Raw genomic sequence first — 25,497 nt, 5'->3', positions numbered from 1 at the left:
AACGGCACCATTCACACCTGCAGATAGTCTGTCGAGCGCCTGTGGCACGCCACACAAGCGACTGTCGGCTCGTTCGCAGCCCATGCTAGACTTCGCCTCATTTCGCCCACGGGCCGCTGCTGTAGCGGCTAGTAGGCCGTCTTCAATGGCGCATGGATCGTCCCATCGCTTCATCTACTCAAGGACCCATGAGACTTCATTTCCTGACTACCTTGCCCTGCTTGCTGGCGCTGTCTTGCCACAGTATCGCGGCGGACAAAACCATCTACGGCCTGAACGAACACGTCAGCCTCGACATCGACGTGGAAGTGGCCGCCAAACTCGACACCGGCGCCCAGACCGCCTCGCTCAGCGCCCGCGACATCGAGCGCTTCAAGCGTGACGGCGAACGCTGGGTGCGTTTCTACCTGGCCATCGACGATGCCCACGCGCATCCCATCGAGCGCCCGCTGGCACGCATCAGCAAGATCAAGCGCCGTGCCGGCGACGTCGACGAAGACGATGAGAAGACCTACACCGCCCGCCCGGTCATCGAACTGGACGTGTGCATGGGTAACGTCAAACGCCAGATCGAAGTGAACCTTACCGATCGAAGCGCCTTCCAATACCCGCTTTTGATCGGCTCCGACGCGCTCAAGCGCTTCGATGCGCTGGTCGACCCCAGCTTAAAATACGCAGCAGGCAAGCCTGACTGTTCCAACGCAAAATCCGGCGAGTAATCACCATGCGCTCTCTTACCCTGCATCTGAAAATCCTGATCACCATTCTGGTGAGCCTGGGCGTTCTGATTACGGCCTATCAGATTTTCATCCTCGGCATTCCGGTCAGCAGTGACGAAACCGACGACCTCTGGAACATCGACACCCGGGTCGAATTCCAGGCCAATGGCCGCGACCCGATCAAGCTGCAGATGTTCGTACCGCCGTTGAATCAGGACTACGTCAGCCTCAACGAAAGCTTCATCTCCAACAACTACGGGGTGAGCGTCAACCGTGCCGATGGCAACCGCAAGGTGACCTGGTCGGCGCGCCGCGCCAACGGCAAGCAGACCCTCTACTACCGTCTGGTACTGACCAAGCGCTACAGCGGCGAGCAGGCCAAGCCGAAGGGCCCGATCTTCCGCGACAGCATCCCGGTCGAAGGCCCCGAGAAGATCGCCGCCGAGGCACTGCTGGCGCCGATCCGCCAGCACTCGGCGGACGTCGAGACCTTCATCAGCGAGACCATCAAGCGCGTCAACAACAGCAACGACGACAACGCCAAGCTGCTGCTCGGCGGCGATGCCTCGACCACCAAGAAAGCCCAGGCCGTGGAGCTTTTGCTGTCCATCGCCCACGTACCGATGGAGCGCGTACACACCATCCGCCTGGCCGCCGACATCCAGCAGAGCCCGGAGCTGTGGCTACGCAGCTTCAACGGCGACCGCTGGCTGTACTTCAACCCGGAGACCGGCGAGCAGGGCCTGCCGGCCGACCGCCTGGTCTGGTGGACCGGTGACGAGCCGCTGGTTAGCCTCGATGGCGGCCGTCAGGCCACCACTACCTTCACGCTCAACAACAGCGAGATGAACGCCATTCGCCTCGCCCAACTGACCGACGAGAACACCGACGCCGACTTCCTCGAGTACTCGCTGTACGGCCTGCCGCTGCAGACCCAGCAGACCTTCATGATCATGGTGATGATCCCCATTGGCGTGCTGGTGATCCTGATCCTGCGTAACCTCGGCGGCCTGCAGACCCTGGGTACCTTCACCCCGGTGCTGATCGCCCTGGCCTTCCGGGAAACCCAGCTGGGCTTCGGTATCTTCCTGTTCACGGTGATCACTGCGCTCGGCCTGTCCCTGCGCTCCTATCTGGAACACCTGAAACTGCAGATGCTGCCACGGCTCTCGGTGGTGCTGACCTTCGTGGTGGTGCTGATCGCCACCATCAGCCTGTTCAGCCACAAGCTGGGGCTGGAGCGTGGCCTGTCGGTCGCCCTGTTCCCGATGGTGATTCTGACCATGACCATCGAGCGCCTGTCGATCACCTGGGAAGAACGCGGCGGCAGCCATGCCTTCAAGGTCGCCATCGGCACGCTGTTCGCCGCGACCATCGCCCATCTGCTGATGACCGTACCGGAACTGGTGTACTTCGTGTTCACCTTCCCGGCGATCCTGCTGATCCTGGTGGGCTTCATGCTGGCGATGGGGCGCTACCGCGGCTACCGCCTGACCGAACTGTTCCGCTTCAAAGCCTTCCTGAAGGACTAAGACCATGTTCGGCCTGATCAAGACGTGGAAAGCCCTTGAGGCCAAGGGCATCATGGGCATCAACCGCCGCAACGCGGACTACGTGCTCAAGTACAACAAGCGCCACCTGTATCCGATCGTCGATGACAAGATCATCACCAAGGAACGGGCCATCGAAGCCGGCATTCACGTGCCGGAAATGTACGGGGTGATCTCCACCGAAAAGGAGATCGACAACCTCGACAAGATCATCGGTGAGCGCAGCGATTTCGTCGTCAAGCCGGCCCAGGGCGCCGGTGGCGACGGCATCCTGGTGATTGCCGACCGCTTCGAGGATCGCTTCAAGACGGTGTCGGGCAAGATTGTCAGCCACTCGGAAATCGAGCAGCAGATTTCCAGCATCCTCTCGGGCCTCTACTCCCTGGGCGGCCACCGCGACCGCGCACTGATCGAGTACCGGGTAACGCCGGACAGCATCTTCAAGAGCATCAGCTACGAAGGCGTGCCGGACATCCGCATCATCGTGCTGATGGGCTACCCGGTGATGGCCATGCTTCGCCTGCCGACCCGCCAGTCCGGCGGCAAGGCCAACCTGCACCAGGGCGCCATCGGTGTTGGTGTGGACCTGGCCACCGGCGTGACGCTGCGCGGCACCTGGCTGAACAACAAAATCACCAAGCACCCGGACACCACCAACGCGGTAGATGGCGTGCAACTGCCCAACTGGGACGGTTTCATGAAGCTCGCCGCTGGCTGCTACGAGCTGTGCGGCCTGGGCTATATCGGTGTCGACATGGTGCTGGACCAGGACAAGGGCCCGCTGATTCTCGAGCTCAACGCCCGCCCCGGCCTGAACATCCAGATCGCCAACGACTGTGGCCTGACCCATCGCGCCCACGCGGTGGAAGCTCGTCTGGAAGAGCTGAAAGCCAAGGGCATTCAGGAAAACGCCGAAGAACGTACGCGTTTCTCGCAGGAACTGTTCGGGCACATTCCGCCGGCGCAAATCTGACCCAGCGACCTGCTGCCGGCCACCCGGTAGCAGGCTCTCGCTCCGCTGTGCAGCCGCACCCCGGTCGCCGCGCAGATTTGTTACCATCGCCCTCTATCATCCACACGTCTCGGAGCCCGCAATGGATCTCGATCTGGACAGACTCAACGCCGAATTCGCCAATCAGCCGCAAAAGCTGATCGAGTGGGCGATCGGCCTGGGCAAACCCGCGATCTGCACCACCAACTTCCGCCCGTTCGAAGCGGTGATCCTGCACATGGTCAGCCAGGCCAAGGCCGATATCCCGATCGTGTGGATGGACAGCGGTTACAACACCGAGGCGACCTACAAGTTCGCCGACGAGGTCACCCAGCAGCTGGGCCTGAACCTGATCACCTACCTGCCCAAGCGCAGCCGCGCCCACCGCGAAGCCATCGACGGCCCGACGCCAGGTCTGGACGATCCGCGCCATGCCGCATTCACTGAAGAAGTGAAGCTCGAGCCCTTCGCCCGAGCCCTGCGCGAGACCGCCCCAGGCGTCTGGTTCACCGCACTGCGCGCCACCGACACCGCGGTTCGCGCGCAGATGCAGCCGGTGAGCATCAACCCGGACGGCCTGATCAAGGTCGCGCCGCTGCTGCACTGGTCCTCCAAGGATCTGTACCAGTACCTCACCGCCCACGGCCTGCCGAACAACTTCGACTACTTCGACCCGACCAAGGGCGAAGACAACCGCGAGTGTGGCCTGCACCTGAGCCACTGAATATCCCGGCTCGAAAAAATGGCGCCTTGTGGCGCCATTTTCGTTTCTGCCGTGTCGATCAGTGAAACGGCAGCTTGACGTCCTTGAACAGCTCTTCGAGCTCGACCTTGTTGTGGCACTGTACGGCCTTGGCCAGCACGTCACGAGTCAGGTGCGGAGCGAACGTCTCGATGAAATCGCACATGAAGCCGCGCAGGAAAGTGCCGCGGCGGAAACCGATGCGCGTCACGCTGGACTCGAACAACTCGCTGGCGTCGAGCACCACCAGGTCCGGATCCAGCTTCGGATCGACCGCCATGCCGGCCACGATGCCAACGCCCAGGCCCAGACGCACGTAGGTCTTGATCACGTCGGCATCGACGGCGGTGAACACCACCTTGGGCGTCAGCCCGCGGTGACTGAACGCCTCATCGAGCTTGGAGCGACCGGTGAAACCGAAGGTGTAGGTGACGATCTCGTGCTCGGCCAGGGCTTCGAGGGTCAGCTTCGGCAGTTTGCTCAGCGGATGGCCCTGGGGCACGATCACACAGCGATTCCAGCGGTAGCACGGCATCATCACCAGGTCGTTGTAGAGCTCCAGACCCTCGGTAGCGATGGCGAAGTCGACGGTGCCGTCAGCGGCCATTTCGGCGATCTGCATCGGCGTGCCCTGATGCATGTGCAGAGCGACTTCCGGGTACTGCTTGATGAAGCTGCTGATCACCGGCGGCAACGCATAACGTGCCTGAGTGTGGGTGGTGGCGATGGACAGCGTGCCCTTCTTCTCGTTTGAGAACTCCTGGGCTATCTGCTTGATGCTTTCGACCTTGCGCAGTATCTCGCCAGCGGTATTGATGATCCGCTCACCTGCTGGCGTGACACGGGTCAGGTGCTTGCCGCTACGGGCGAAGACTTCGACGCCGAGCTCGTCTTCGAGCAGGCGGATCTGCTTGCTGATCCCCGGCTGCGAGGTATACAAGCTCTGCGCCGTGGCGGAAACGTTGAGGTCATGGTGCGCGACTTCCCAGATGTAGCGCAGTTGCTGAAGCTTCATATAAATCCCTCAAAGCGGATAGGCCGCCGCCTGATCGTCGATCAGCTATATAACCATATTAATGGTAAAGGCGGTATATATAGATTTTTTATCTGGGTCGAGTCGTTCACTCGTGGCGGGATCGATGTTGCAGCATGGGCACCAGGTAAACCGGCACATCGCACAACTGCAGCAGCCTGGCAGCGGTGCGACCCATTGGCACCTCGAGTGCAGCGCCATGGCTATGACTGCCTACGACCAGCAAATCCACACCGAGTTTCTGGGCGTGCTCGAGAATGGAAATCGGCGGATCGCCACGCAGAACGCTGACCGAGCCGATCAGTTCCAGATCATCCTGGCTGTCACCCAGTTCGTCACGAAAGCCTTCGAGCACGCGTAATTCGATATTGCTCATCACGGTTTCCAGGCCCGTGCTGCGCAGCTCTTTCAAGCGGGTTTCATCGACGTAGGTCTGCAGCACGGACTCGGCGAACAAGCCCATGGGCTCCACCACGTGCACGACGTGCAGGCGCGCCTTGAAACTGCGCGCCAATGCCAGCGCATGTTGCAGCACATAGGGCGCATACAGACCAAGGTCGGTGGCATAAAGAATCGAACGAATCATGCGGCCTCCTCGACTGCCGGCACGGCGGGGCCTGGCTTGAGCTTAGCAGCGCCGCGCAAAAGCTACCGCAAAAGGCCAGCAGCCGCGCACCGCCATCGTTCAGGGCAGGTCTTCAGGCGCTCTGGCAAGCGCTTCGAGCAACGCCTCCCGTAGCTCGGCAACCGACAACCTGGCCTGCAACGCGCCATAGAACTCGCCATCGCACACCACGAAAAGCGCTGGCAACTGGAAGACTTCATAACGCTGGACCAGGCCAGAGTTTTCCTGGGCATCGATCCAGACCAGACGCTGGACCGGCAACCCCATCTCCGGAAGCTGCTGGCGCGCGTAGCGGCAGCTCGCGCACCCCTGGCTGGTGAAGATCACCAGCGATGCACCGGGGAGGTCGAGCAATCGCCGATCGGCATCAAAATCGGTCAGTTCCAATTGCGTGGCTATACTCGGCAGGGCAATATCATTCTGATGGCAACTGAGGTGGTCGGTCATGCGTCGCTTTCTTCGTCATAGCAGTAATCTGCCCGTGGAGTTGAGACTGCGCCGCCACTCGCCGAGCGCCAGCCAGCGCCTCGACAACATCAGCCTGGGCGGCGCCGGTTGCCGGTCGAGCCAACCACTGCCCCAAGGCACGCCGGTCACGCTGCACATCCCGCTGTTGGGCGAACAGGTAGCCTACCCCGGCCAGGTCGCCTGGTGCACGAAGCAATCGGAGCATTATCTGCTTGGCGTGGCCTTCAGTGAGCACGCGCCAGAACTGCGCGCGCGCATGGTCGAAGACATCTGCAACCTGGAACGCTTCCGCCAGCATCGCGAACAGCAGGCGGGCCAGATACTGCCCCTGGAACTGATCGCCGAGGAATGGCGCGAGCAGCGCCTGGCCATCTTTCCCCCATCCACGCCCTAATTACCATTGTCTCGGCGGGCGCTAACGCGCTAAGGTTCGGCTTCCCCGCTGTGCCCATACTGCTGTGCCCGCTGCACGGGGATCGCTGGCGGCCGGCTCCCGTGACCCGATGACCCACCCGATGAAAAGCACGATAGCTGAATTACCGATCAACGACCTGAACGTCGCCTCCAACGAAACCCTGATCACCCCGGAACAGATCAAGCTCGAGATCCCGCTGACCGAGCGCGCGCAGCGCACCGTATCGGCTGGCCGGCAGGTGGTGCGCGACATTCTCGATGGCAAGGATCACCGCCTGTTCGTGGTGGTCGGCCCCTGTTCCATCCATGACATCAAAGCCGCTCACGAATACGCCGAGCGCCTGAAAGTGCTCGCCGAGGAAGTGTCCGACACGCTGTATCTGGTCATGCGCGTGTACTTCGAGAAGCCGCGCACCACCGTCGGCTGGAAAGGCCTGATCAACGATCCGTACCTCGACGACTCCTTCAAGATTCAGGACGGCCTGCACATCGGCCGCAAGCTGCTGCTCGACCTCGCGGAAATGGGCCTGCCCACCGCCACCGAGGCGCTGGACCCGATTTCCCCGCAGTACCTGCAGGACCTGATCAGCTGGTCGGCGATCGGCGCGCGTACCACCGAGTCGCAAACCCACCGCGAAATGGCCTCGGGCCTTTCCTCGGCCGTCGGCTTCAAGAACGGCACCGATGGCGGCCTTACCGTGGCCATCAACGCCCTGCAGTCGGTTTCCAGTCCACACCGCTTCCTGGGTATCAACCAGCAGGGCGGCGTTTCCATCGTCACCACCAAGGGCAACGCCTATGGGCACGTAGTGCTGCGTGGTGGCAACGGCAAGCCGAACTACGATTCGGTCAGCGTGGCCATCTGCGAACAGGAACTGAAGAAGGCCTCGATCAAGCCGAACATCATGGTCGACTGCAGCCACGCCAACTCCAACAAGGATCCGGCGCTGCAACCGCTGGTGATGGATAACGTCGCCAACCAGATCCTCGAAGGCAACCAGTCGATCGTCGGCCTGATGGTCGAGAGCCATCTGGGCTGGGGCAGCCAGTCGATTCCCAAGGATCTATCGCAGCTCAAGTACGGCGTCTCGATCACCGACGCCTGCATCGATTGGGAAAGCACCGAGAAAACCCTGCGCGGCATGCATGCCAAGCTCATGGACGTGCTGCCCAAGCGCCAGCGTGGCTAAGACCGCCACCATGAAAAACGCCGAGCATCTGCTCGGCGTTTTTTTGCGCGGCGCTTGCCTCAATCCTGGTCGGCAGCGCCTTCGGTCCGCGCCATGTAGCGCTCCACGTAGGAACAGGACGCGATCACCGTGTAGCCCATTTGATCGGCGTAATCCAGCGCCGTCTGGGTCAGCGCTGCCGCGATGCCACGACCGCGCAGGGAGTTGGGCACGAAGGTGCGATAGATATCCAGCGTCTGCTTGCCCAGATCCATATAGGAAAGATAAGCGCGATCACCATCCACTGTGGTCTCGAACTGGTGACCGGCAAGGTCATGATGAATGGACAGTGGCTCGCTCATTACTACTCCTCTCGATTGGGCCAGGCACGACATCCCGGCAGGGCCTGCGTACATCCGGTAACAATAGGATATAAAGCCACTGTAGAACGTAAAGGGCAAGGCAAAATCCTTTAGCCGAGCAATTGACATCGTCTTGCAATTCTCAAGTGCGAAAATGACAGCACTTAACTACGTACATGCTCACTACCTGTACAACTATTGGGCCGTAGCACGTTAATTTAAGAGAAAAAATTCGGAACCCTTGCCTGCTGTCCGTTTACTTACTAAAAGTTACAGGTAGTATGTACGCCGGCCATTTTCCGGGTTCGGGAAAGGGCTTCAATAAGCAAAAAACTGACCCTAAGGGGAACACGATGAACAACGCTCTGAAATTCTCTGCTCTGGCTCTGGCCGCAGTTCTGGCTACCGGTTGCAGCAGCGTTACCAAAGAAACCGAAGCTCGCCTGACTGCAACCGAAGACGCAGCAGCTCGCGCTCAAGCTCGTGCCGACGAAGCCTATCGCAAGGCTGACGAAGCACTGGCTGCCGCTCAGAAGGCTCAGCAGACCGCTGACGAAGCCAACGAGCGCGCTCTGCGTATGCTGGAAAAAGCCAGCCGCAAGTAATCGCCCCCGGGCAATAAAAAGCCGGCTCTCGAGCCGGCTTTTTTATGTCTGCTGCCAGGGCACTCGCGCGCGAGCGCCCGAGTCTTTATCAGAGAGACGACGACTGGATTACCCTGTCGCGCGGCGAGTCGATCTCCACCGGCAGGCCGTCATGGGCCGCCACCACCTCGCGCACTACGTCCCAGTCCAGGGTATCGGCACTGAGGTCGTGACGGCGGATCAGCGCATTGACCACTTCAGCGTGATGATCGACAGCAGGGGCATCTTCCTCGCCCAGCGGCGTATGCGCTTCCAGATACACGTTGCCGCCACTCACGCCGAACTTGTACGGCTCGTTGATGATGCGCACGGGCGTGCCGACCGGCACCATGTCGGCCAGTTCGAGCACGTTGTTGTTGAGCATGCGGAAGCAACCGTGGCTCACCCGCATGCCGATGCCGAACTTCTTGTTCGAGCCATGAATCAGGTAGCCCGGTACCGACAGCGTCATCTTGTAGGGCCCCAGCGGATTGTCCGGGCCTGGCGGCACGTAGCTCGGCAGCGGGTCGCCGTCGGCCGCATGCTCGTCACGGATGGACTGCGGTGGGTACCAGCCCGGGTTCGGCGTCTTGGCGGTGATACGCGCCTGGGTTACCGGGGAACTCCAGCCTTCACGACCGATTCCCAGCGGGTAGGTATGGACGACGTTCTGGCCTTTCGGGAAGTAATACAAGCGGTATTCGGCAAGGTTGATCACGATGCCTTCACGCGGCCCGGATGGCAGGATGAAACGCGTTGGCAACACGATATCGGTGCCCTCGCCCGGCAACCAGGCATCCACCCCCGGGTTGGCCGCGACCATTTCCAGATAGCCCAGATCGTTCGCCGTGCCGATATCGGCAAAGGTGTCCTCGTAGCGCGCCTTGATGACCTGAACCTCGCCGACGATATCCTCGCCGGGCGGCGGCAACGGCAATTCCAGTGCGGCAGCGGAGCCTGCCAGACAGACAGCACCCAACGACAGACAGCGGGCAAGAGCTGAAACGCGCGGCGACATGCAGAAAACCTTCGAGGTGGAGATGATGATGGGGTTGATTGTATACCGTGGCGCCCCTCAGCGCCCCGGCCACGCGGGCCGATCACCACGGCGCTGCGCCTCGAGCGCGGCCAGGCAGGCGCGACACAGGCGACGGTCCTGCAGCATGGGGCGCTCCAGGTCGCGCCAGAGCGGCTGTGCGGGCAGCAGACCACCACACAGGGTGCGATCGGCATAGCCGCCGAGCTCCAGCTGACGGGCGACCAGATGCACCTTCACCTCACGGCAGGCGAACAGATCCAGCTGCTCGTCCGGCTCGATCAGTTGGTAGGCATACAGGGACCAGACGGGTCGCAACATTGGGGGCTCCAGAGCGGGGGCGCCACATTAGCCGAAACACCGTCAGCGGAAAAGCCCGTTACAGCAATGGTTTCAAGGTCGGCCAGACATTCTCCAGCAGCCGCGGCTGGGCCGCCACGGCGGGATGCACGCCGTCATCCTGCATCAGATTGGTAACGCCACCCACGCCCTCGAGAAGAAAGGGCACCAGCGGCACACTTTTCTCGGCGGCCACGTCATCGAACACCTTGGCGAATGCCGTGGTGTAGCGCTCGCCGTAGTTGGGCGGAATGCGCATGCCCAGCAACAGCACCTTGGCACCGGCGCCTCGTGAGAGATCGATCATCGACGCAAGATTCTGTTGCAATTGGCTCGGCGGCAAACCGCGCAGGCCATCATTACCACCGAGCTCGACGATCACCAGTTGCGGCTGGTGTTCAGCAAGCAGCGCCGGCAGCCGCGCCGCCCCGCCGGCACTGGTGTCGCCACTTATCGAAGCGTTCACCACCCGGTGCTCGAAACCCTCGTCGCGCATGCGCTCGTCGAGCAGGTGAACCCAGCCCTGCTGGGTATCCATGCCAAAAGCGGCGCTGATACTATCGCCAACGACCAGCACGGTCCCCGCCTGCGCCATCTGCCCTATCAGCAGCAGGCCCAGAATGGCCCCCTTCACTATCGCACGCATCGGATTCCTCATGAGCTCAAGCATTCTGTCTGCGCAGAACCTTAACAAAGTGGTCTCCAGCGCGGAAGGCGAGTTGACCATCCTGCATGACCTGTCCCTTGAGCTGGAAAAAGGCGGCAGCCTGGCCATCGTCGGCAGCTCGGGCTCCGGCAAATCCACCCTGCTCGGCCTGCTGGCCGGCCTCGACCTGCCGAGCACGGGGCGCATCGTGCTGGCGGGCAACGACTTGGGCAGCCTGGATGAAGATGCCCGCGCCAGGGTGCGCGCCGAGCACGTCGGGTTCGTGTTCCAGTCGTTCCAACTGCTCGACAGCCTCAATGCCCTGGAGAACGTCATGCTGCCCCTGGAACTCGAAGGCCGCAGCGATGCCCGCCAGCGCGCCACCGAACTGCTCGAGCGCGTCGGCCTGGGCGCACGCCTGACTCACACCCCACGCCAACTCTCCGGCGGTGAACAGCAGCGCGTCGCCATCGCGCGGGCCTTTGCGGCCGATCCCGACGTGCTGTTCGCCGATGAGCCGACCGGCAATCTGGACACCCATACCGGCGAGCGCATCAGCGACCTGTTGTTCGAGCTCAATCAGGAGCGCGGCGCCACCCTGGTGCTGGTCACCCATGACGAGCGCCTTGCCGCGCGCTGCCAACGCATCATCCGCCTGGAGGCCGGCCACCTGGTGGCAGCGGTGACCGCCTGATGCGCGCCCTGTCCTTCTCGGCCCTGCTGTCACTGGCAGGCCGCCAGCTGCTGCGCGATGCGCGCTCGGGTGAACTGCGCGTGCTGTTCTTCGCCCTGCTGATCGCCGTAGCCTCCAGCACCGCCATAGGCTATTTCGGTGCCCGGCTGAACGAAGGGATGAGCTTGCGCGCCACCGAGTTTCTCGGCGCCGATCTGATTCTCCGCGGCAGCGCCCCGGCCGAGCCCGAGCAGATCGAGGCGGGCACGCAGCGCGGGCTGGAGCATGCCCAGGTCGTCGAGTTCTCCAGCGTGATCGCCAGCGATGCCGGCATTCAGTTGGCCAGCGTCAAGGCGGCCGGCCCGGGCTACCCGTTGCGCGGCCAGCTCAAGAGCGCTGCCGCACCCTACGCCGAGGAAATCATCAGCGCCGGGCCGGGGCCCGGCGAAGTGTGGGCAGAGTCGCGCCTGCTGGTAGCACTGGATCTGAAAACCGGCGACGAAATCGAAGTCGGCGCCAAGAAACTGCGCCTCACCCGGGTGCTGACCTACCTGCCGGATGAGGCCGGCGACTTCTATAGCCTGACGCCCCACGTACTGATGCACCTCGACGATCTGCCGGCCACCCGCGTGGTGCAGCCAGGCAGCCGGGTGCGCTACATCGAACAATGGAACGGCCCGAGCGATGCCCTGGTCAGTTATCGGCAGGCTGTGGAACCCGGTCTGGCGGCCCACCAGCGCTTCGATGACGCCCGAGACGGCAGTCGCCGCGTCGGCGGCGCGCTGGATCGCGCCGAGCGCTACCTCAATCTCGCCAGCCTCGCCGCCGTGCTGCTGGCCGGCGTAGCCGTGGCGCTCTCGGCTGCGCGCTTCGCCAGCCGCCGCTTCGACGCCAGCGCGCTGCTGCGCTGCCTGGGCCTGTCACGCCGTCAGGCGCTGGGCCTGTTCGGCCTGCAACTGGCGATGCTCGGTTTGCTCGCCAGCCTCGCCGGCGCACTGCTCGGCTGGCTTGCCCAGCAAACCCTGTTCCACCTGCTGCAGGGCCTGCTGCCCACGCAGATTCCCCCGGGCGGCATCTGGCCCGCGCTGGCCGGCATCGCCACCGGGCTGGTAGCCCTGGCCGGCTTCGCCTTGCCGCCACTGGCTGCATTGGGCCGCGTGCCACCGCTGCGTGTGCTGCGCCGTGACATGCTGCCGGTGCCGGCCAGCTCCTGGTTGGTCTATGGTACGGCCTTGCTCGCCCTAGGGCTGATCATGTGGCGCCTGAGCCTGGATCTGCCGCTGACCCTGGCGCTGCTCGGTGGCGGGCTGGTCACCGCCCTGCTGCTGGGCGGCCTGTTGCTGCTCGGCCTGCAGAGCCTGCGTCGCCTGTTGGCTCGGGCTGCTCTGCCATGGCGCCTTGGCCTTGGCCAACTATTGCGCCGACCGCTCGCCGCCGCCGGGCAATCCCTGGCGTTCGGCCTGATTCTCCTGGCCATGGCACTGATCGCCCTGCTACGCGGTGAATTGCTGGACAACTGGCAAGAGCAGCTGCCGGCCGACGCGCCCAATCATTTCGCCCTCAACATTCTGCCCGCCGAACACGACGCTTTCGCCGAGCGGCTGGCACGGCTTTCCCCGCACCCTGCGCCCCTGTACCCCGTGGTGCCGGGCCGCCTGACCCAGGTCAATGGCGAGCCGGTTCGCCAGTACGTAACCGAGGATTCACGGGGCGAGCGCGCGGTGCGCCGCGATCTGAGCCTGACCTGGAGCGCCGACCTGCCCGACGGCAACACCCTCACCGCCGGCCAGTGGTGGACTGCAGGCGAACAACGGGAACTGCCCGGCGTGTCCATCGAGGACGAACTGGCGCAGAGCCTGCACATCAAACTCGGCGACCGCCTGACCTTCAGTGTCGGCGGCGTCGATCGCGATGCCGTGGTGACCAACCTGCGAGAGGTGGACTGGAACAACTTCCAGCCCAACTTCTTCATGATCTTCGAGCCGGGCACCCTCAAGGATTTGCCGGTAACCTACCTGACCAGCTTCTACCTGCCGCCGCAGCACGAGCAGCAGTTGGTGGAGCTGTCCCGCGCTTTCCCTTCGGTATCGCTACTGCAGGTCGAGGCGCTGCTCAACCAGCTGCGCAGCATCCTGGCCCAGGTCACCATCGCCATCGAATTCGTGCTGTTGTTCGTCCTGGCTGCGGGCCTCGCGGTATTGTTCGCCGGGTTGCAGTCGACGCTGGACGAACGCATCCACCAGGGCGCGCTGCTGCGCGCCCTGGGCGCCGAACGCAAGTTGCTGGTGCAGGCCCGACGTGCCGAGTTCGGCCTGCTCGGCGCCGCCAGCGGCTTGCTGGCGGCGCTGGGCTGCGAGCTGGTCAGCTTTCTGATTTACCGCTACGCCTTCCAGATGACCTGGCAACCCCATCCGTGGCTGCTGGTGCTGCCGCTGATCGGCGCGCTACTGGTCGGCATCGCCGGTGTGCTCGGCACGCGCCGCGCGCTCAACGCCAGCCCGCTCACCGTTCTGCGCGAGGGTTGATAGACTGCGCATCCGCCACAGACCGAGCCCAGCATGAGCCGATACCGCCCTCCCCGCGCTGCGGGAACGCCCCTGATCACCCCGCAAGGCGAAGCGCGCCTGCGCGCCGAACTGCATGAGCTCTGGCATGTGCGCAGGCCCGAGGTCACCCGCTCGGTCAGCGAGGCGGCAGCTCAGGGTGACCGCTCGGAGAACGCGGAGTACACGTACGGCAAGAAAATGCTGCGCGAGATCGACAGTCGCGTGCGCTTCCTGACCAAACGTCTGGAGAAGCTGAAAGTCGTCGATACCCGCCCGAGCGATCCGGACAAGGTCTATTTCGGCGCCTGGGTCACCGTCGAGGACGAAGATGGCGTCGAGGCGCGCTACCGCATCGTCGGCCCCGACGAACTCGACCTCAAGCTGAACCTGATCAGCATCGACTCGCCCCTGGCCCGCGCCCTCGTCGGCAAGGGCCTGGACGCCGAAGTGCGGGTGCAGACGCCGACCGGCGACAAGTACTGGTACATCGTCGCCATCGACTACCCTTAAGCCAGGCTCAGCGCAGGGTGATCAACCCCTGCCGGGCGATACGCGTCAACTGGCCCAGCGCTTCGGCGCTCGGTCGTTGCAACACGGCGAAGTCGAAACTGTCAGCGGCGAAACGCTGCAGCGACTCGCCCGGCTCGGCGAACTGCACGAGAAAGGCACGCTGGCCTTCGCGGCGCGCCGGCCAACCGTCCAGGTAGCGCAGCAGCGTCGGTTGATGAACGCCACCCAGCAGAATGCGTGGATTGCGGCGAACCAGTCGGGTGGTGATGGGGACGATACGAATTTGCGCAGCCTGGGAGCAGGTCATGGGTGTTTGTCTCCGCCTCGAAAATCCCGCTGGGCAGCGGTGAGAGGCAACACCGAACCAGCGCTTTAGCGGAATTTCAGGACTCGATGAAGAATCCCTGAGGCGCCCCGCAAGTAGCTGTCTAAATCGGCGCAAGTGGCAATCCTAGAGAGTTGCCGATCAGCCTGTCAACAAGCAGAAAAGCCCGCATCGGCGGGCTTTTCTGGCAATGCGGCGCTTAGCCGGCGATGCGCTTGTCCAGCGACAGCCGCCCAGCACCTTCGATCAGCAGGGCCAGCGTGGCGGCCAGCAGGGCCAGAGCGAACTCGTAGCCGTTGTCGGCCATGAAGAAACCATTGCCGATGTGCACCGAGAAGATCGCCACCAGCATGGTGATCGCCAGGACCGCCGATGCCGGTCGAACCAGCAGGCCGATGACCAGCGCCAAGCCGCCGAAGAACTCTGCGCTGCCGGCCATCAGCGCCATCAGGTAGCCTGGCGCCAGGCCGATGCTTTCCATCCACTGGGCGACGCCCGCCAGGCCATAGCCACCGAACCAACCGAACAGCTTCTGCGAACCATGGGCCATGAAGGTGATGCCGACCAACACGCGCAGAATGGTCAGGCCGAAGCCGGCTCGGGTGGTTACCAGGGATTTGATGAATGCGTTCATGAGGCGAATCCTTTGCGATGTGAGTGAGATGGCGCCATATTAATTCAAATATCGAATATTAATACCGAATAAAACCGCTAAAAATTACCGACTAATTCGATTATTTACGCATGCTCACTTTTTGCGCGGGCTCCAGAGAATAACGCTCACGCGCGTACGCCAGATAGTATTTGTTCACTGCATTGACGTAGCTGACCACGCCCATGCCCAGCTCTTCCATGGCCACCCGCTCGACCTGGAAGAACCACTGGTCAGGGTTGAGACCGCGCCGTCGTGCCTCCGCCCGCAGGCTTTGCACCCGCTGCGGCCCGAGGTTGTAACCGGCGAGCACGAATGCCATGCGCTCACGCTCGTTGAGGCGCGGGCTGTTGAAGAAGCCGCGACGAATCTTGGCGAGATACTTGGCACTGGCCTGCACATTGTTGTCGATCCGCGAGATGTCGCTGACGCCGACGCTGCGCGCCGCCGCTGGGGTGATCTGCATCAAGCCGGTAGCTCCGCTGCTGCCCCGCGCCGCCGGGTTGAGCGTCGACTCCTTGAATGCCAGCGCGGCCAGCGCCAGCCAGTCGAAATCGTGTTGCTCGGCGTAACGCTGCAGCACCGGGCGCACGCGCTCCAGGCGCTGGCGCTCGGTACGGCCCATGGGCGAGTGCACTTTATAGAGCCGACGGTAGACGCGCTGGAAGGCGGCATCCTGATCGTCGGGCACCCGATAGCTCTCCAGAAAGCGGTCAACGCTGGCGCTGAGCATCGGTGCGTCGCGGCGCATGTACCAGCGCATGTCGCCGCTGTCGTCGAGCACCAGATTGCGGTCGACGCGCAACTTGGGCATCACCTTGGCCCAGCGCTCGGCGATGTGCAGCTCCACGGCGGTGAAATCGAAGATGCCGGCCTGGACCATTTCCAGCACGTCCTCGACGGCCAGGGTCGGGTCCACCCACTCGACGACGATGGGCGGCAGTTTGCGACCCTCAAGCCGGCGGTTGATGTCGTGCAGCGCTTCCTTGGCCACGCTGCCGGCCGGCAGCGAAAGGCTGCGCCCGGCCAATTGCTCGAGCCGCTGATAACGCCGGTTACCCTGCCGCGCAACGATCACCACCGGCACGTCACGGCGTATCGCTTCGCTGGCCAACACGTTGCCGCCTTTGCTGTCGAGTAACTCGCCGGGCGCTACCAGATCACCCTCGCCGCGCTGCAATGCCGCGAGCAACTGATCCTTGGCCCTGGGGATCAGTTTCAGGCGCAGATTGCGGCCATCACGGGCGTTGCGATTGAGGTACTGCTCCAGGGCGCGCAGACGCTGATACTCGACGCCGATGCTCTGCCCCTTCACCTCACCCGAGCTGTTACGGCTCTGGTTGACCAGTACGCGCAGCTCGCCGCTCTTGCGAATGCCCGGCAGGTCGCGCGGCGCGGCCGTGCCGGTGACCTCAACCGGACCGGCGATACGTGCCATTGCCGGCAGGGGCAGCCACAGCAGCAGACAGATGATGACGAGGACGCGCAATATCGATGCTCCGATAGCGGAAACCGGCCGATGGCCAGGGGTGGTGATCCAAGGGCGGATCGCGGGGCGCGGCAAGCTCGCCACGCTGACGGCATCAGCTCCTCATTTACGTCACGAATCGACCACAAGTTTTTGTAATCGTTAGCTTTTTATCGGCAATAAAAAGCTCTGTTATGCTGCGCCCTCTCGTTTCACAGGGTCACACCATGCAACTCATCGACATCGGCGTCAATCTGACCCACGCAAGCTTCGACGATCAGCACGCGGCAGTGCTCGAACGCGCCTTCGCCGCCGGCGTCTGCCAATTGATACTGACCGGCACCAGCCTGGCCGAAAGCGACCATGCACTGAGCCTGTGTCGGAAGCTGGACGAGCGCAGTGAGCGGCTGTTCAGCACCGCCGGCGTGCATCCCCATGACGCCAAACACTGGAGCAGCGACGACAGCAAGCGCCTGCGCGCCCTGCTCGCCGAGCCGCAGGTCAGGGCGGTGGGCGAATGCGGCCTGGACTTCAACCGCGACTTCTCGCCGCGTCCGCAACAGGAAAAGGCCCTGGAGGAGCAACTGAGCCTGGCCGCCGACTTGCAGATGCCGGTGTTTCTCCACGAGCGCGACGCGCACCCGCGTTTCGTGCAGATCCTGCGCGATTACCGTGATCGCCTGCCGGCCGCCGTGGTGCACTGCTTCACCGGCGAACAGCGGGCCCTGTTCGATTACCTGGACCTGGATCTGCATATCGGCATCACCGGCTGGATTTGCGATGAGCGCCGCGGCGCGCACCTGCATTCCCTGGTGAAGGAGATTCCCGCCGGCCGTCTCATGCTGGAAAGCGACGCGCCCTACTTGCTGCCGCGCAGCCTGCGCCCGAAACCCAAGGGTGGCCGCAACGAACCGGCATTTCTGCCCGAGGTGCTGCGTGAAGTGGCCCTGCACCGTCAGGAGTCACCTGAATCCGTAGCCCGGCACACGACGGCCTGCGCCCGGGCCTTCTTCGCCCTGCCAACCATCGCCGAACAGGTCGATGATCGTGAAAATGATCGCGAGCCCTCAAGCCAGACGGATCGCCGCCGTTAACCTCGAAGCAACCGCGCTGCTTCTGAGCCGTGGCAGCCGATTCGTCGGCTGCCTTTGACTCACATCAAGGGATGATCATTTTGCCCGTGAAAGAATAATGGCGCCTTGCCAGCACTTCATTCATGTCGAGAGCAAAAAAACATGCCCGTCTGGATTTGCGATATTTCCCTGAAACACAAGTTCTGGGCGGTGAACGCCGTCGCCTTCGTCACCACCCTGCTGCTCGTGCTGTTCGCCATGCTTCAGGAGCAGGACACCTTTGCCCAGGCAGCCCGCGCCGATGCCCAGAAGCACGCGCAACTGGTCGCTGCCTGGCCAGCCGCCCAGGCGCTGCCCGCCAGCACCAGCCTGATCACCTTCAAGCCCGGGGAAACGCCCAGGCTGCCCGGCGATGCCGATGCTGCTGCGCTGAGCAACGGGCGCGGTTGGGTCGCGCTCGAACACGACGGTCTGTTCGGCAGCGATCCGCTGCTTGGCGCGCAGATCGTCGAGCGCGCTGCCGACCAGCGCATCGCCGTACTCGCCGTCGGCCGCAGCCTGGCCCAGGTGTTCGCCGAGCGTGCCGGCAGCTACGCCCTGGCGGTCGCCGTGCTGATGCTGGCGTTGCTCGCCGCCTCGCAGCTGCTGATCCGCTTTTTGCTCACCCATCTCAATACCCTCAAGGACGTCATGCTGCACGTCGAGAAGAGCGGCGACCTGTCCGCCCGCGTGCCCCTGCAGAGCCGCGATGAGGTCGGTCAGATGGCCGGCGCCTTCAATGCCATGCAGGATGGCTACCAGCGGGTGGTTGGCGCGGTCATCCAGGCCGCCTCGCGGCTCGACGAGGGCACCGGGCGCCTGGCGCAAAGCATGAAGGACGTGCGCCAGGGCATGCTCGGCCAGCAGAGCGAAACCGACCAGGCCGCCACTGCCATCAACGAAATGTCGACCACCGTCCACCATATCGCCGAGCACGCGGCCACCACCCGCGACCAGTCGCAGAGCGCCGATCAACTCGCCGGGGCCGGGCAGACCGTGGTCACCCGCGTGGTCGATTCCATCACCGGCCTTTCCAGCGGCGTGCAGCAGACGGCCACCATGATCGAGCAGGTGGCCGCCGACAGCCAGAAGATCAGCGGCGTGGTCAATGTGATCCACGGCATCGCCGAACAGACCAACTTGCTGGCCCTCAACGCTGCCATCGAGGCAGCGCGGGCAGGCGAAATGGGTCGAGGCTTCGCGGTGGTGGCCGACGAGGTGCGCAACCTGGCCAAGCGCGTGCAGGACTCGACCGACGAAATCACCAGCATGATCGGCACGCTGCAGGCCGGCACCCGCGATGCCGTGGAATTCATGCAGGAAAGTTCGCTCAAGGCCGACGACTGCGTGCGCGCCGCCCATGAGGCCGGGGACGCACTCGCTGCGATCACTGGCGCGGTGGCACAGATGCGCGAAAGCAACACGCAGATCGCCGTCGCCGCGGAGCAGCAGAGCCTGGTGGCTGAAGAGATGACTCGTTCGGTGATCGGCATCCGCGACGTTACCGAGCAGACCGTTCAGCAGACCCTGGAGTCCGCCACCACCAGCAGCCAATTGGCCGATCTGGCCGGTGAACTGTCACGCGCCATACGTCAGCTCAAACCCTGACGGCTGGCCATTGCGGCAGATAGTAGAAAGCCTATCTGCCGTATAGGACGGATCAATTCGCGGCCCTATCCCGCGCGCCATAGACTGGTTCCATCTGATGCAGGAGACCGTCCATGAGCACGCATACCGCTACCCTCGCCCGTCAAACCGAATCGCTGGACACGCCGATGCTGGCCATCGCTCTGCCGCTGTTGCTGGTGTCACTGGTGCTGGCGGGCAGCGGCACAGGTGCGCTTTCGCTGGCGCTTTCTGGCCTGGGCGCCATGGCCGCCTACGGCCTGGCACGCCAGGCGCTGCTGGGTGGCGCTCAGTCGAAAACGGTTACCGTCTGACGGCTGATGGCCAGCAGCTCGCCCTCTGCACTCCACAGCCCCGCCGCCACATGCCCGTAGCCATCACGGGCATGCTCGATTTCGGCGCGATACAGGCACCACCCATCAGAGGTGAGGTGGCGCAGTGGCTGAATGAATTCGATGGTCCAGGTCAGTGAGCTGCCGGGCGCCGGCTTGTCGAGCAGCGACAGCACAGCCGGTGGCCACGCATCGACCAGCCCGAGCAGGTGCGCCTCATCGAGTGGTTCGATGCGCTGCTGCTCGCGAAAACGCACCCAGCCGCCCATTTCCCGAGAGTGACTGCCACTGAACGGCAGGCCGCCCAGACCCCAGCGCATCGCCAGGTGTCGGGTGAACTCCGGCGTGACCTGCGCAACGTAGGGCAACTCCTGGCTTTGCTCAGGCGCCTTGATCACTGGCGCCGGCAGCGCCTGTACATTGATCGCAGAGCTGCGCGGCGTGCCGAAGCTGCCCTGTATCAACGCCACCACCTGGCCGTTCTGCACGGCACGCCCCAGCACCTGACTGACCGATGAGCCGGCGCGTAGTACTTCAGCCTCGAAACAGGTGGCCACGCCAGGAGCGACCGGGGCGACGAAGGTGATCGCCAGGGATCGCGGTGGGCGATCGGCGGGGACCTTGCTGCGCATCACGGCATAGACCAGCGCAGCCACGAGGCCGCCAAAAGTGGCTCGGCCCTGGCCCCAGTCGGCGGGAATCGACAGCGCTTCGGGTGTGCGCTGCACCTGCTCAAGTAGCTCGAAGAAATTCATGGTCACCTCTCTTGTCATCGTATGGATGGTAAGAGACGCGCCACGCTACCGCGAGCCCGGCGCAGACGGCAGATCGGTCATTGTTGGGGCTCGAGCGCTGCCAGCAAACGCGCCTGGATCGCCTGCGCCGAGCGTTCGGCGGCTTCCATCGATGCGCGCCAGGCCGGAATGAAGCCCCTCAGATCGGGCTCGTGCTCGGCGGTTGCCAGCCACTGTAAATGGTCGTGCCAGTCGCCGAGCACCGCCTGGCCTTTCTTGAGCAGCTTCAGTTGCGCGGCCGACAATGGTGAAAGCTGCGGGTAAGCCTCGGCGGTGTAACGCACTCGTTTGATCAGCAGGCGTACCCGGTGGCGATCGTGCTCTGCATCGCCCAACGCGTCGATCAGCTTGCCGCGCTGCTTGCGCAGGTAGCGTTTGACGCTTTTCTGCAGGTCGTCGAGTTCGCCGCTGGCCTGCTGGGCGGTCAACTCCTGCGGCCATTCATCCAGCGCGTGGAACAGCGCTGGCAAAGCGCGACTGGCGAGCACCATTGCATCGCCTTTGCGACGCTGCACCATGCGCCGGTCTGCCGCGGCGTGCTCGCCATGCGCGTGCAAGGTTTCGATCAGCACTTCCAGATCGCGCAGCGGGCCCGTTAGTCGCCCGAGCTCGGCCGCACGGTTCTGCAGGGCATCGCTGCCGGCAGCCCCCTTGAGCGGCTTGAGCAGGCTGCGTAGCCTGCGCAGGCAGACGCGCAGATCATGCAGCGCCTCATCATCTGTTTGCGCCTGAAGGCGCTCGCGGCAGGCATAAAGCGCGACTTGCAACCGTAGTACTTCGCTGCGCAACTTACCGACAAAACCGCTCATTGCAGAACTCCTGGGAAACCGTTCAAGGGAATCGACTCCAGCGCCACGGTAGCTGCCGGCGCAGCGCGTTCAGCTGTTGGAGCAGCGCCTTGGGTGAAATGTTCTGCCTCCCATAGCGCTGCGCTTCGAAAGTCTGCAGGAAGGCACCGATGGCGTCCGCCTGCCCAGGCAACGCCTCGGCTGCGCGTTTAGCGAAAGCACGCGGGCCTTCGCCTGCAAGGCGCCGTACGCCGTGCCTGGCCAGCAACTGCTCGAAGCGTTGGAAGATACGTAACGAGTGATCACGCTCGATTCGCCAGGGCTTGAATAGCCACAGCGACAACAAGCCCAGCAGCACGCCACCGCCGCCGACCAATGCCAGAATCAGCTTGCCGGCGTCGACCTGGCCGAACCAGCGCTGCAAGAGCTCGAACTGCTGCGCCCCCTGATAACCGAGCACCCAGCGCTGCCATCCATAGTTGAGGTCGTCCCAGGCCAGGCGCAGCTCGTTCAGCCAGGTCAGGTTGCGATAACGCAACGGCGAAAACGGCGAGTCGGCGAGAAAGCTCTGTTCGCCGGCGAGGGCTTGTTCCAGGCCTTGCTCGATCCGCTCGGGCGCGACCTGGAAGGTTGGGTCCACGCTCGTCCAGCCCTGTTCCGGCGTCCAGTATTCGACCCAGGCGTGTGCGTCGAACTGACGAACCTGCACGTAGCTGCCATTGCTGCTCGGTTCGCCGCCCTGGTAACCGGCCACCACGCGGCTGGGGATGCCTGCCGCACGCAGCACGAAGGTCATCGCGCCCGCATAGTGCGCGCAAAAGCCACTGCGGGTATCGAATAGGAATTCATCGATGGAATCAGCACCAAGCGGGGTCGGCGTCAGGGTGTAGACGTAGGGTTGGCGATTGAAGTGAGCGAGCAGCGCCGCGACCAGCTCTCCATCCTGCGGGTATTGGCGACGCAACTCTTGGGCCCAGTCGCGACTGCGGGCATCACCTTCACGGGGTAGGCGCAACAGGGCCTGCCGCCTGCTCGACGACAGTTGCGGTTCCCGTAGTGCCTGCGGCCAGGAGGCGACGTCGTAGAGCAACGCACGATCCACCGGGCGGTTGCGCTGCAGTCGGAAATCCCCCATCTGCCGGGTGCCTTGCAGCTCGGTCCGGGCCACGTCGAGGGCGAACAGCCAGGGCCTGGTGGTCGGCTGCATCACCACGCTGTAACGCAGCGCCTCACCACGGGGTTGCCATTGTGGCGCTGGCGAGAACTGCTCACCCGACGATTGCGACCAGCGCCGGCCATCGAACTGGTCGAGCGTCAGCGCGCGCCAGTACAGCTCGCTGCGCGCCGGCACCCGGCCCTCGAAACTGGCGCGAAAGGCCAGTTCGCCGGAGCGCGTCAGCTCGGCGATATCACCGGGCGCCATGCTGTCGGCCAACCCGGTGACCGAACCGCGCTCGTTGGGCACCGGTAACGACCACAGCGGCCCCAGCCGCGGAAAGAACAGGAACAGCAACAGCATCAGCGGCAATGCCTGCAGCAGCAGGCTGGCCGACAGGCGCAGCGTGCGCCAGGGCCGGGTTGCCGTGCCGCTTTGCTGCAAACCGATCAGCGCGGCCAGCAGGGCGCAGACCGGCAGCAGGCTGAACAGCGCAACGAGGATGCTGTCATCGAACAGGTACGCGGTCACCACCACGAAGAAGCCGAGAAAGATCACCACCAATGCGTCGCGGCGGGTACGCATCTCCAGCAATTTGAGGGTGAACGCCGCCACCAGCAGCACCACCCCGCCATCCAGCCCGACCAGCGTGCCGCGAGACAGAAACACTCCAGCCGCCGCCAGGACGATCAAGCCGATACGCACGACCAAGCTAGGATAGCCGGCGCGCATGCGAAAAATCTGGATGCGCCATGCCGCGCAGCCCAGCCACAGGCCGATCACCCACATCGGTAGGTGAAATGCATGGGGCAGAATGACCAGTGCCTGGGCCACCAACAGCCAGGTCAGGCTGATACGCGGGATGCCGGCGACGCTGCTCATGGGCGGCCTCCATACAACGCCAGCGCTCGCAGGCACTGCTCGCGGTGCCGTTCACCGATGGCGACCGGCAGTGACTCGCTCGGCAGCTGCAAGGCGAACGGCTGTTGGCGTTCGCAGAGCACCAGCACCCAATGGCAGAGCAGCGATAACCGGCTTTCCAGGTCGCCGCTGAGCGCGTCGAAATCCAGTAGCAGGTCACGGCCCGTCTGGGCGGCAAAATCCTTGACCAGCAACCCCTGGCCACGCGAATAGGCCTTCCAGTGCAAGCGCCGGCGCGAATCCCCCGGCTGATAGGTGCGCAGCCCCTGAAAGTCATCGCTGCCCTGCCCCTGGCTGACCAAGCCTTCCTGCTCGTCGTCCACGCTGCCGCCGGGCGCCAGCGGCAGCTCGCCTTCCAGTGGCCGCGGATACACCAGCACCGACTGGTCCAGATCCACATGGCTCCAGGCGACCAGCAGGCCCAAGGGGAAACGGCTCTCCACCCGCAAGCGCCCAGGCTGCAACCAGCCACGGCGCAAGGTTTGCAGGCTCAGTTCGCACTCGACCGAACCTTGCGGCGGCACGTCCTGCTGCTGCAGGTCGGCGGGCGGCCAACCTAGGGCGACGGCCTCGTGGGCGCGGCTGCGGCTTTCCAGGCGCACCCGCAGGCGCGCCGCTTCGCCGGCGAATACCGCGCCCGCACCACCGGCGTGCAGCACCAACCCGGCCAAGTTGCGGTAGGTATGCAAAATGGCCACCACGAACACCGAGCCAAGCAGGAAGGTCAGCCCATAGGCCAGGCTGCTCTGGTAATTGATGGCGGCCAGCAACATGACCAATAAGGCGAACAGAAACGCCACACCCACCCGGGTCGGCAGGATGAAGATCCGCCGCTGGTTGAGTTGCACGCTGGCGGCCGCCGGTATGCGCCGGGCCAGCCAGCGATCCCAGCGCTGCCTGAGGGTGCTCGTCAAAGCGCAGGCACTTCGCGCAGCAGCCACTGCACCAGGGCACCACCGCCATGCCCGGCCGGATCCGCCTGATCACGCAGGCGGTGCCCCGCCACGGCCGGCAGTACCGCCTGGACGTCCTCGGGAATCACGTAATCGCGCTCGGCCAACAGCGCCCAGGCGCGCGCCGCGGCGAGCAGTGCCAGGCTGCCACGGGGCGACAGGCCCCAGGCGAACTGCGGCTGGGTACGCGTGGCCTCGACCAGGCGCAGTACATAGTCGACCAGTGCATCGCTGACGCGCACCTTGGGCACCTCGGCCTGCAGCTTCGCCAACTCGGCGTGATCGAGTACCGCATCCAGGGTTGGCAACACCGAGCGACGGGGCTCGCCCAGCAACAGCGCCTTCTCGGCGGCGCGAGCCGGGTAGCCCAGCGACAGGCGCATGAGAAAGCGATCGAGCTGAGACTCCGGCAGCGCGAAGGTACCACTCTGGCTGATCGGGTTCTGGGTGGCGATGACGAAGAACGGATCAGGCAGCGGACGGGTAGCGCCTTCGATGGTCACCTGCCCCTCCTCCATGGCTTCGAGCAGCGCGCTCTGGCTTTTCGGCGTGGCGCGGTTGATTTCGTCCGCCAGTACCAGCTCGGCGAACACCGGGCCGGGGTGGAACAGGAACTGCCCGCTGTCCTTGTCGAATACCGAGGTGCCGAGAATGTCACCCGGCAGCAGGTCGGAGGTGAACTGGATACGCTGGAAGCTCAGCCCTAGCACCTTCGCCAGGGCGTGACTGAGGGTGGTCTTGCCCATGCCGGGCAGATCCTCGATCAGCAGGTGACCGCGGGCCAGCAGGCAGGTCAGCGCCAGGCGCACCTGCGCCTCCTTGCCGAGCAGCACCTGGTTGATGGAATCCAGGCAGGCGTCCAGTTTCGTGTGCATCGTCCACTCCTCATGCAAGTGGCTCGATGCTACTGACCTGACGGCAGCG

Annotated in this window: 28 protein-coding genes; 13 read left to right on the top strand and 15 right to left on the bottom strand. The window is 63.9% G+C overall.

Features of this window, described 5'->3' with window-relative positions; translation table 11 throughout:
- Positions 1-188: 188 nt before the first annotated feature.
- The 4 genes from BVH06_RS00335 to BVH06_RS00320 all read left to right on the top strand — a co-directional run bounded on the left by BVH06_RS00335 (position 189) and on the right by BVH06_RS00320 (position 3,984).
- Positions 189-719: an ATP-dependent zinc protease gene (locus BVH06_RS00335; RefSeq protein WP_075930066.1), complete on the top strand. Its 531-nt coding sequence runs from the start codon at positions 189-191 to the stop codon at positions 717-719.
- Positions 720-724: 5 nt separating this feature from the next.
- On the top strand, positions 725-2,251 hold the full coding sequence (locus tag BVH06_RS00330; protein ID WP_075930065.1) for an inactive transglutaminase family protein: 1,527 nt from the start codon (positions 725-727) through the stop codon (positions 2,249-2,251).
- A gap of 4 nt (positions 2,252-2,255) precedes the next feature.
- Positions 2,256-3,242: an alpha-L-glutamate ligase-like protein gene (locus BVH06_RS00325; protein WP_075930064.1), complete on the top strand. Its 987-nt coding sequence runs from the start codon at positions 2,256-2,258 to the stop codon at positions 3,240-3,242.
- 121 nt (positions 3,243-3,363) lie between these two features.
- Positions 3,364-3,984, top strand: coding sequence for a phosphoadenosine phosphosulfate reductase family protein (locus BVH06_RS00320; RefSeq protein WP_075930063.1), 621 nt, complete (start codon positions 3,364-3,366; stop codon positions 3,982-3,984).
- 58 nt (positions 3,985-4,042) lie between these two features.
- Here the strand turns inward: BVH06_RS00320 and cysB are convergent, their stop codons facing one another.
- From cysB to BVH06_RS00305, 3 genes are all read right to left on the bottom strand, one after another.
- Entirely contained in the window at positions 4,043-5,017 is a 975-nt protein-coding gene (gene cysB, locus BVH06_RS00315) for an HTH-type transcriptional regulator CysB (protein WP_075930062.1), read from the bottom strand.
- A 106-nt stretch (positions 5,018-5,123) separates the two neighbouring features.
- Entirely contained in the window at positions 5,124-5,621 is a 498-nt protein-coding gene (locus tag BVH06_RS00310) for a universal stress protein (protein WP_075930061.1), read from the bottom strand.
- Between the two features lie 99 nt (positions 5,622-5,720).
- Positions 5,721-6,107 carry a co-chaperone YbbN gene (locus BVH06_RS00305; protein ID WP_075932811.1) on the bottom strand — a complete coding sequence of 129 codons (387 nt, stop codon included), beginning with the start codon at positions 6,105-6,107 and terminating at the stop codon, positions 5,721-5,723.
- Between BVH06_RS00305 and BVH06_RS00300 the strand changes: the two genes are divergently transcribed.
- Together BVH06_RS00300 and BVH06_RS00295 are read left to right on the top strand one after the other, a co-directional pair.
- A complete protein-coding gene (locus tag BVH06_RS00300) occupies positions 6,106-6,522 on the top strand; it encodes a PilZ domain-containing protein (protein WP_075930059.1) in 417 nt (138 codons plus the stop codon). The two genes, BVH06_RS00305 and BVH06_RS00300, sit on opposite strands and share 2 nt — an antisense overlap.
- A gap of 133 nt (positions 6,523-6,655) precedes the next feature.
- Positions 6,656-7,732 carry a 3-deoxy-7-phosphoheptulonate synthase gene (locus BVH06_RS00295; RefSeq protein WP_075930993.1) on the top strand — a complete coding sequence of 359 codons (1,077 nt, stop codon included), beginning with the start codon at positions 6,656-6,658 and terminating at the stop codon, positions 7,730-7,732.
- Positions 7,733-7,791: 59 nt separating this feature from the next.
- On the opposite strand, the gene BVH06_RS00290 is transcribed toward BVH06_RS00295, so the two are convergent.
- A complete protein-coding gene (locus BVH06_RS00290; RefSeq protein WP_075930058.1) occupies positions 7,792-8,073 on the bottom strand; it encodes a GNAT family N-acetyltransferase in 282 nt (93 codons plus the stop codon).
- A 353-nt stretch (positions 8,074-8,426) separates the two neighbouring features.
- Here BVH06_RS00290 and oprI point away from each other — a divergent pair, with 353 nt between their 5' ends.
- A complete protein-coding gene (oprI, locus tag BVH06_RS00285) occupies positions 8,427-8,678 on the top strand; it encodes an outer membrane lipoprotei OprI (protein WP_070883071.1) in 252 nt (83 codons plus the stop codon).
- Between the two features lie 88 nt (positions 8,679-8,766).
- Here oprI and BVH06_RS00280 read toward each other — a convergent pair whose 3' ends face one another.
- From BVH06_RS00280 to BVH06_RS00270, 3 genes are read right to left on the bottom strand one after another with little or no spacing between them, the layout of a single operon-like run.
- A complete protein-coding gene (locus BVH06_RS00280; protein WP_075930057.1) occupies positions 8,767-9,714 on the bottom strand; it encodes a L,D-transpeptidase family protein in 948 nt (315 codons plus the stop codon).
- Positions 9,715-9,771: 57 nt separating this feature from the next.
- A complete protein-coding gene (locus BVH06_RS00275) occupies positions 9,772-10,053 on the bottom strand; it encodes a hypothetical protein (protein ID WP_075932810.1) in 282 nt (93 codons plus the stop codon).
- Between the two features lie 58 nt (positions 10,054-10,111).
- Complete coding sequence (locus BVH06_RS00270; protein ID WP_075930056.1) at positions 10,112-10,717, bottom strand: arylesterase; 606 nt, start codon at positions 10,715-10,717, stop codon at positions 10,112-10,114.
- 10 nt (positions 10,718-10,727) lie between these two features.
- Between BVH06_RS00270 and BVH06_RS00265 the strand changes: the two genes are divergently transcribed.
- Genes BVH06_RS00265 through greB form a run of 3 tightly spaced genes read left to right on the top strand, consistent with a single transcriptional unit; the run spans position 10,728 to position 14,446 of the window.
- Complete coding sequence (locus BVH06_RS00265; protein ID WP_075930055.1) at positions 10,728-11,411, top strand: ABC transporter ATP-binding protein; 684 nt, start codon at positions 10,728-10,730, stop codon at positions 11,409-11,411.
- A complete protein-coding gene (locus BVH06_RS00260; RefSeq protein WP_075930054.1) occupies positions 11,411-13,915 on the top strand; it encodes an ABC transporter permease in 2,505 nt (834 codons plus the stop codon). Before BVH06_RS00265 ends, BVH06_RS00260 begins: the two co-directional genes overlap by 1 nt.
- A 33-nt stretch (positions 13,916-13,948) precedes the next feature.
- Positions 13,949-14,446: a transcription elongation factor GreB gene (greB, locus tag BVH06_RS00255; protein WP_075930053.1), complete on the top strand. Its 498-nt coding sequence runs from the start codon at positions 13,949-13,951 to the stop codon at positions 14,444-14,446.
- Between the two features lie 7 nt (positions 14,447-14,453).
- On the opposite strand, the gene BVH06_RS00250 is transcribed toward greB, so the two are convergent.
- From BVH06_RS00250 to BVH06_RS00240, 3 genes are all read right to left on the bottom strand, one after another.
- Complete coding sequence (locus tag BVH06_RS00250; protein ID WP_075930052.1) at positions 14,454-14,753, bottom strand: hypothetical protein; 300 nt, start codon at positions 14,751-14,753, stop codon at positions 14,454-14,456.
- 217 nt (positions 14,754-14,970) lie between these two features.
- On the bottom strand, positions 14,971-15,405 hold the full coding sequence (locus BVH06_RS00245; RefSeq protein WP_075932809.1) for a DoxX family protein: 435 nt from the start codon (positions 15,403-15,405) through the stop codon (positions 14,971-14,973).
- Between the two features lie 100 nt (positions 15,406-15,505).
- Positions 15,506-16,915, bottom strand: a complete 1,410-nt coding sequence (locus tag BVH06_RS00240; RefSeq protein ID WP_075932882.1) for a transglycosylase SLT domain-containing protein — start codon at positions 16,913-16,915, stop codon at positions 15,506-15,508.
- Between the two features lie 203 nt (positions 16,916-17,118).
- On the opposite strand from BVH06_RS00240, the gene BVH06_RS00235 reads away from it, so the two are divergent.
- From BVH06_RS00235 to BVH06_RS00225, 3 genes are all read left to right on the top strand, one after another.
- Complete coding sequence (locus BVH06_RS00235; RefSeq protein ID WP_075930991.1) at positions 17,119-17,985, top strand: TatD family hydrolase; 867 nt, start codon at positions 17,119-17,121, stop codon at positions 17,983-17,985.
- A 141-nt stretch (positions 17,986-18,126) separates the two neighbouring features.
- Positions 18,127-19,611 carry a methyl-accepting chemotaxis protein gene (locus tag BVH06_RS00230; protein WP_075932808.1) on the top strand — a complete coding sequence of 495 codons (1,485 nt, stop codon included), beginning with the start codon at positions 18,127-18,129 and terminating at the stop codon, positions 19,609-19,611.
- 113 nt (positions 19,612-19,724) lie between these two features.
- A complete protein-coding gene (locus BVH06_RS00225) occupies positions 19,725-19,943 on the top strand; it encodes a hypothetical protein (protein ID WP_075930049.1) in 219 nt (72 codons plus the stop codon).
- On the opposite strand, the gene BVH06_RS00220 is transcribed toward BVH06_RS00225, so the two are convergent.
- From BVH06_RS00220 to BVH06_RS00200, 5 genes are all read right to left on the bottom strand, one after another.
- The gene (locus BVH06_RS00220; RefSeq protein ID WP_075930048.1) at positions 19,919-20,716 is read right to left on the bottom strand and encodes an acyl-CoA thioesterase II; all 798 of its coding nucleotides are present in this window, start codon (positions 20,714-20,716) and stop codon (positions 19,919-19,921) included. The genes BVH06_RS00225 and BVH06_RS00220 overlap by 25 nt on opposite strands.
- Positions 20,717-20,793: 77 nt before the next feature.
- Positions 20,794-21,564 (bottom strand): CHAD domain-containing protein, encoded by a 771-nt coding sequence (locus BVH06_RS00215; RefSeq protein WP_075930047.1) that lies wholly within the window; start codon positions 21,562-21,564, stop codon positions 20,794-20,796.
- Positions 21,565-21,586: 22 nt separating this feature from the next.
- Entirely contained in the window at positions 21,587-23,581 is a 1,995-nt protein-coding gene (locus BVH06_RS00210; protein WP_075930046.1) for a DUF3488 and transglutaminase-like domain-containing protein, read from the bottom strand.
- Positions 23,578-24,534, bottom strand: a complete 957-nt coding sequence (locus BVH06_RS00205) for a DUF58 domain-containing protein (RefSeq protein WP_075930045.1) — start codon at positions 24,532-24,534, stop codon at positions 23,578-23,580. Before BVH06_RS00205 ends, BVH06_RS00210 begins: the two co-directional genes overlap by 4 nt.
- On the bottom strand, positions 24,531-25,448 hold the full coding sequence (locus tag BVH06_RS00200; protein WP_075930044.1) for a MoxR family ATPase: 918 nt from the start codon (positions 25,446-25,448) through the stop codon (positions 24,531-24,533). The genes BVH06_RS00205 and BVH06_RS00200 overlap by 4 nt, the downstream gene beginning before the upstream one ends.
- Positions 25,449-25,497 lie beyond the last annotated feature (49 nt).

Source organism: Pseudomonas sp. PA27(2017) (assembly GCF_001945445.1).
Taxonomy (GTDB): domain Bacteria; phylum Pseudomonadota; class Gammaproteobacteria; order Pseudomonadales; family Pseudomonadaceae; genus Aquipseudomonas.
The sequence above is the reverse complement of the archived record's forward strand: the minus strand, read 5'-3'. Positions and strand labels throughout refer to the sequence as shown.